Here is a 5,347-nt window from a genome sequence, read left to right on the forward strand (position 1 = left end):
TAATTCATTACCTCAAGTTTGGTGATGTGCCTGTCCCTTATCGTGTTTAACTATTCATCTGTTCATTCAGCAACGCCAGATAATTGTCGTCTTTGTCGCGCTCTATTAATTGTTGTCTTCTTAACCAGGTCCGGTCATCTTAATTGTCGTTACCCGGTCTATTTAATTGTCGTTCAATAGTTAGCTCATAAATTCTTCTTTCTTGTCATCTTTCACCTTACAACCAGGTAAGGATTTATAGTAAGGGGCGAGGTTAATCAAAAGCGCAACTATTACCAGTAAGGGTCAAGTAACTATCCCGAAACAGATTCGAGACTACTTAAAGTTAGAAATTGGCAGTAAAATTGACTTTGTGATTGATGAGAACGGGACTGTCAAGGTAATTCCTCTCACTGTAACAGTTACAGCATTATCTGGGATGCTACACTGTCCCAATATGCCTGCCGCAACGATTGAAGATATGGAAACTGCGATCTCCGAGGGTGCTTGTGGTTGCACTTGATACTAATGTACTTGTGCGCTATCTTACTCAAGATGACTTAGAGCAGTGGCAATTAGCCGCCAGGTTAATTGAAGCAGAGGGGCAATTATGCTTTTTTTCCAATATTGTTCTTTGTGAGTTGGTTTGGATACTTAGAGGCAAGCCTTACCAATTTACTCGCTTACAAATTTCTCAAGTTTTAGAAGCCCTGTTTGTTACTCCTGTGATGGAGTTTGAGAATCGTTCTGACGTATATCAAGCTTTGCCGCGCGCGAATGTCGGGATGATGATTTCATCAGGGCGTGCTTCGTATGAAAGTAGAGAAGGCTGATTTCTCTGACTACTTAATTGGTGCAATTGCTCACCAAGCTGAGTGTTCTCCTACCTATTCTTTTGATCGTAAACTGATTGGTGAAAAAGGCTTCCAGTATCCAAGTACGCCCGACAATACAGTAGATAGCGACCGGGTAAAAAGTTGATTCCTTTATGACCAAGCTTCCCCCACGCCTTCTCCCTTTTTCAAACCGCCGCGATCGCCCATTCCTTTACCTCCATGAAGTCGATGCCCTGATTGCCGCAATGCGCCAAACCCGCACCCCATCAGCAACCAAGCTTTAATTATGCTGTTGTTCTGCCAAGCGCTGCAACCATCGGAAATCTGCTGGCTGCGTTGGTGCGACCTCAATTCCACCGTCAATACTCTGCTCATCGTCCGCAATCGCTCCCTTTCCCTCCGCCGACCACCGCAAAGTGTAGTTAACCAACAACCTTTATGTCCTGCGGAAATTGAGATTTTGCAGGAATTAGTACAACTTAGTAAAACTGATTGGATACTAGAGAGCGAAAGGCAACAACGCCTAAGTGATCGCTCTTTGCACTACATCGTTCAACTTTCTGGCGAAAAAGCTGGTTTACCAATGCCGATTCATCCCTATAGGCTCCGCCGTTCTGGGCTATATTACCGCGCCGTGTTGCTGCAATCTACCCATCTGTCTTTACATGAATGCTGCCTACTGTGGAATTATTACGCCACCCCCTCAGCTATGCCTGCTTCCTTTCAACTTGAGTACCAGGCAATTAACCGCAAACGTGAGCAGACTTTTTTGCTTGCTTTTGACCAAATCAAAGCTTTCGCTGGCGTTAGCAGCGATGAAAATGTTATCGACTATCTTTTGGGCGCTTATTTATTGTTCCCTCGCTTGCCAGAAATTTCCGGTAACTACTGGTTGACTCCCTCCTACTGGCGTTTGAAAACTTTGCCGAAAACATTTAGAACTACCAGACAACATTTTTATAGTTGTTACCAGCAAGTGCATAATAGTGAGTAGTACTTTACACTTATTCAACTCAAGTTACTCTTTACGGTGCAAAACTCCTCCATTTCTTCTCCTACATCTAATTCCATCGTTGTCAAACTTTTAGAGGTTGATGCCGATTTAGCAGTCACTGAAGTTGAGTTAATGGCTCAACTTCAATCGATTCAAGAAAAACGCCACAGTCTCAAAAACGTTATCAGCCTATTTCCTCCTGTAGATGCTGCTCATCCACCAGTAATAACACCAACACCAGTTGTTGAAAAACTAGCAGAACCCCCTGTTCCAGAAGTGGCAACTCCAGAGCTAGAAGATACAATGATAGATACTACCAAAGCTGCGCCATCCACTCAAAAGCAACAAGGAAAGAAAAACCCATCTTCTACTACTAGCAAGTTACATAAGAAATTCTCACCTACCAAGGAGGCAACTAAAGAAGCAGATACTTGGCAGCAGTATGTAAAAGAAGACTTTATCGACGCTAGTCTAGCGGAGGCTGTCGCTGAAGTTATGCAACAGCACTATGAGCAGGTATTAGAGATTACAACAATACTAGATGCCATTTTTGTCGAGGAGATCCCAAAAGAGTTAAGAAGTAAGGCGCGAGAACGTGTCTCGAATGTCCTTTCCGTTGGTGCGAAAAAAGGAAAATGGTATCGAGGGCTTGCTGGTAAGTATAGTAGTTCAAAAGTAGCAGTGGAAAATGATTCAGCAGTATAACAAACGGGAAGTCCTAACCCTATTAGACCCTTGAAACTTACACTGCTCCAAAGATAAAAATATTTAGCTCTTAGTGCTGGTGTTATAGCTCACACAGAAGATGGACGGTGTAGCCTGGAAATATATTACTGACAGGTAGCACTGGGCATGAAAATAGACAGGCATGGCAGAGCCAAAGTCCTCACACAAGCAGAGATTAGGTTTGTTGTTCAACCAAGAATTGACCACCAACCTAATCTCTGTTTTGTTTGGCGTGTACCTGTTTACCGCTTGCCGGATTAATGAAGCTTATACTTTGCACGTAATAGACGTTTATGATACCAAAGCAAGAGTTAGACCCTATTTAATTATTCGCAAGGGTAATACTAAAGGGAAATTAGCCATCCGTACCACCGCTCTCAAGAAGTCAGAACATATGCGCGAATCCGTCAATCAACAGTTGGATCCGTTGGATTGGCAGATTACCTGTATTCGCTTTGCCCCAAATGCCCCTGCACAAAATCCTGCCCTTAGATGTTTGGCTACACGCAAAGCGGTTCATCCGAAAGTTCTATCATCTGTGTAAATCTTTCTTTGCCCTGAAGCGATTGTTTGAGTTAGTAACTCAAAGCGCAAATTTTTGATTTTCCTAATGTCTTCATGTATGGTGCATTTTCATGAACCATTTAGGATTGCTATATCCCTCATTTGTCACTTTCGGAAAATTAAAATCTGAACTTATTCCACTAACAAAATCTTGTTAATCCAAATGTGAATTGTTGCCAGAGAAACAAAAGCATTGAAAATTGAAACAGGCAGAAATTCTCTACCATCGCACAACGAGCCTACGGCAAGAGCGTTGAAACCATGCAAAGCAGCGCTCGAGTTGAAAACGTGGAACTGATATTTTTATTGGTCTACCCTGATTTTTTTTTATTTTCCTGACTCGCGCTTGGCAACTGTGGTCTAATACCACGTTTACTATTGCCTTTCTCAAATCCAATCGTATCCTTTGTCTGCCGCCAGCACCTTGACTCGTTTTCGGGGTCTACACCCGAGAATTAGTTTTGACTGGCGTTGCGGTCAATGAGCGGCATTACTTGTTCTCGTTCACTACCATTGGCGGCGGTGGTGCTATTGGACAGAGGCATCCCGTTACCGTCCGTCAAGGTATGAATCACGCATCCCTTTACCCTTATAACCATACGCCACATCCTCACCTCCTCCCTTTCCAGGGGGATACTGGCCCGTCTACCGCGCCATAATTCCAATTAATTAATCCCCGTTCTTCGGCGATTCCCAATATCCGCCTTTTGTAATCGTTCCAACGTTCCATCCGTTTGCTTTTAGCGCAGAGCCACCTGTGGGCTGAACTTTTTGATGCCCAAATTTCTCCCTTCGGTACATCACAAGGGCGGCAACCCGTAATCAATACATACATTAATGTGTTCAGTACATGACCCAAAGGTGCATGGGGCATTCCCCGTTCCCGCTTTTCTCCAACCTTTGTCATCACATCCTCAAACAGCTTCCATCGATGCGATCGCTCAATCCATCAAATCTTCCCGCCATATTCCGAGTAACTTAATCAATCTGAGAATTAGATTATCACATTTTTAACCTTAGTGGGATAGATTCATCTAATAGCTTGTCAACAATAGCGACAACCTTGACTGAGAGACGGGGAGACAAATTAGGCGGCATCACTTGCGATCAGGGGTAGTCCTGAACAGGTAAGGATAGATAGCCCTAAAGCCCTAGCCAACTCATTATAGTTGTGTTCGCGACAGATATATGCTCAGAATTTTTGTTGTAAAACCATCTGCACCCCTCTAGCAGGAGCAAAAGTAACACCTCGACGCTGAGGATATTCCGGGATTTGATCTACTAATGCTAATCGATAATGAGAAAGCATTGTTGCTAAGACTAATTTCATCTCAAACTGGGCTAATGCTTCCCCAATGCAACGGCGCGCACCGCCACCGAAAGGGAAAAATTCGTAAGGAGAAAACTGTCGTTCTAGAAAACGCTCTGGCTTAAACAATTTAGGTTCGGGATAAATATCTGGGCGCTGATGAGTCAGATAAATACAACCATAAAGTCTCATTCCAGGTTCTAGTTGATAACCCATTAGTTCTACAGGTTCTTTTACCTCTCTAGGAACTGTAAGCACGGCAACAGGAAAAAGGCGCAAAGTTTCGTTACAAACTGCTGTGAGATAGGGTAACTGCACAATAGCCGTGGGATCTGAATCTTTGCCCAGATCATGTAGTTCCCCAATCAACTTTTCCCTCACTTGTGGATGACGATGAATCCAATATAGCGCCCATGCGATCGCACTTGCGGTTGTTTCATGACCTGCTAATAATAAAGTAATCAATTCATCATGCAATTCGGCATCGCTCATCGGTTGACCATTTTCATCACGGGCCCAAATCATTAAGCTGAGAATATCTGAACCCTGAACGTGATTCTGGTGGCGATCGCTAATTTCAGCGTCCACAAGTTCGCTAATCTGTCGTTGCAAATGCCGCAAATATCCCCAAGGGCTTTGCGCTCCCAAATCCTTTTGTAAGGACGGAAAGTAAAGCAATCCGCCAATAAAAGGAGATTGAAGGGAATCTGTGAGCTTGACCATTAGCGATTTGAGACGATTGAAACGGTCTTCTTGGTAAATACCAAAAACAACCTTGAACATGACTTCTAAAGAAATTTCCTGTGCCAACTTCCGGGCAGAAAACGGAGTATCAATCGACAGCGAACTCATTGCATTGTCTACCAACTCACAAATTAATTGTCCGTAAGTTCGCATCCGTTCTCCATGAAAAGGAGGCATTAACAACCTACGCTCCCG

9 protein-coding genes are annotated in these 5,347 nt (G+C 43.6%); 6 read left to right on the forward strand and 3 right to left on the reverse strand.

Features of this window, described 5'->3' with window-relative positions; all coding sequences use genetic code 11:
- The first annotated feature begins 271 nt into the window (after positions 1 to 271).
- The 6 genes from C7B70_RS28580 to C7B70_RS27405 all read left to right on the forward strand — a co-directional run bounded on the left by C7B70_RS28580 (position 272) and on the right by C7B70_RS27405 (position 3,079).
- Positions 272 to 502: an AbrB/MazE/SpoVT family DNA-binding domain-containing protein gene (locus tag C7B70_RS28580; RefSeq protein ID WP_255409385.1), complete on the forward strand. Its 231-nt coding sequence runs from the start codon at positions 272 to 274 to the stop codon at positions 500 to 502.
- Positions 489 to 812, forward strand: a complete 324-nt coding sequence (locus C7B70_RS24815) for a PIN domain-containing protein (RefSeq protein WP_199192550.1) — start codon at positions 489 to 491, stop codon at positions 810 to 812. Before C7B70_RS28580 ends, C7B70_RS24815 begins: the two co-directional genes overlap by 14 nt.
- Positions 793 to 960 carry a hypothetical protein gene (locus C7B70_RS27400; protein ID WP_199192551.1) on the forward strand — a complete coding sequence of 56 codons (168 nt, stop codon included), beginning with the start codon at positions 793 to 795 and terminating at the stop codon, positions 958 to 960. The genes C7B70_RS24815 and C7B70_RS27400 overlap by 20 nt, the downstream gene beginning before the upstream one ends.
- 141 nt (positions 961 to 1,101) lie before the next feature.
- Complete coding sequence (locus C7B70_RS24820) at positions 1,102 to 1,809, forward strand: tyrosine-type recombinase/integrase (RefSeq protein WP_233221142.1); 708 nt, start codon at positions 1,102 to 1,104, stop codon at positions 1,807 to 1,809.
- Positions 1,810 to 1,845: 36 nt separating this feature from the next.
- Positions 1,846 to 2,514 carry a hypothetical protein gene (locus tag C7B70_RS24825; RefSeq protein ID WP_106371565.1) on the forward strand — a complete coding sequence of 223 codons (669 nt, stop codon included), beginning with the start codon at positions 1,846 to 1,848 and terminating at the stop codon, positions 2,512 to 2,514.
- Between the two features lie 163 nt (positions 2,515 to 2,677).
- Positions 2,678 to 3,079: a hypothetical protein gene (locus C7B70_RS27405; RefSeq protein ID WP_199192552.1), complete on the forward strand. Its 402-nt coding sequence runs from the start codon at positions 2,678 to 2,680 to the stop codon at positions 3,077 to 3,079.
- 475 nt (positions 3,080 to 3,554) lie between these two features.
- Here C7B70_RS27405 and C7B70_RS27410 read toward each other — a convergent pair whose 3' ends face one another.
- The 3 genes from C7B70_RS27410 to C7B70_RS24840 form a co-directional block, all read right to left on the reverse strand.
- Positions 3,555 to 3,707, reverse strand: a complete 153-nt coding sequence (locus tag C7B70_RS27410; protein ID WP_199192553.1) for a hypothetical protein — start codon at positions 3,705 to 3,707, stop codon at positions 3,555 to 3,557.
- A 2-nt stretch (positions 3,708 to 3,709) separates the two neighbouring features.
- The gene (locus C7B70_RS24835) at positions 3,710 to 4,006 is read right to left on the reverse strand and encodes a hypothetical protein (RefSeq protein ID WP_199192554.1); all 297 of its coding nucleotides are present in this window, start codon (positions 4,004 to 4,006) and stop codon (positions 3,710 to 3,712) included.
- 285 nt (positions 4,007 to 4,291) lie between these two features.
- The coding region (locus C7B70_RS24840; protein ID WP_106371566.1) for a cytochrome P450 at positions 4,292 to 5,347 on the reverse strand (1,056 nt) is incomplete at its 5' end.

The organism is Chlorogloea sp. CCALA 695, assembly GCF_003003885.1.
Taxonomy (GTDB): domain Bacteria; phylum Cyanobacteriota; class Cyanobacteriia; order Cyanobacteriales; family Chroococcidiopsidaceae; genus Aliterella.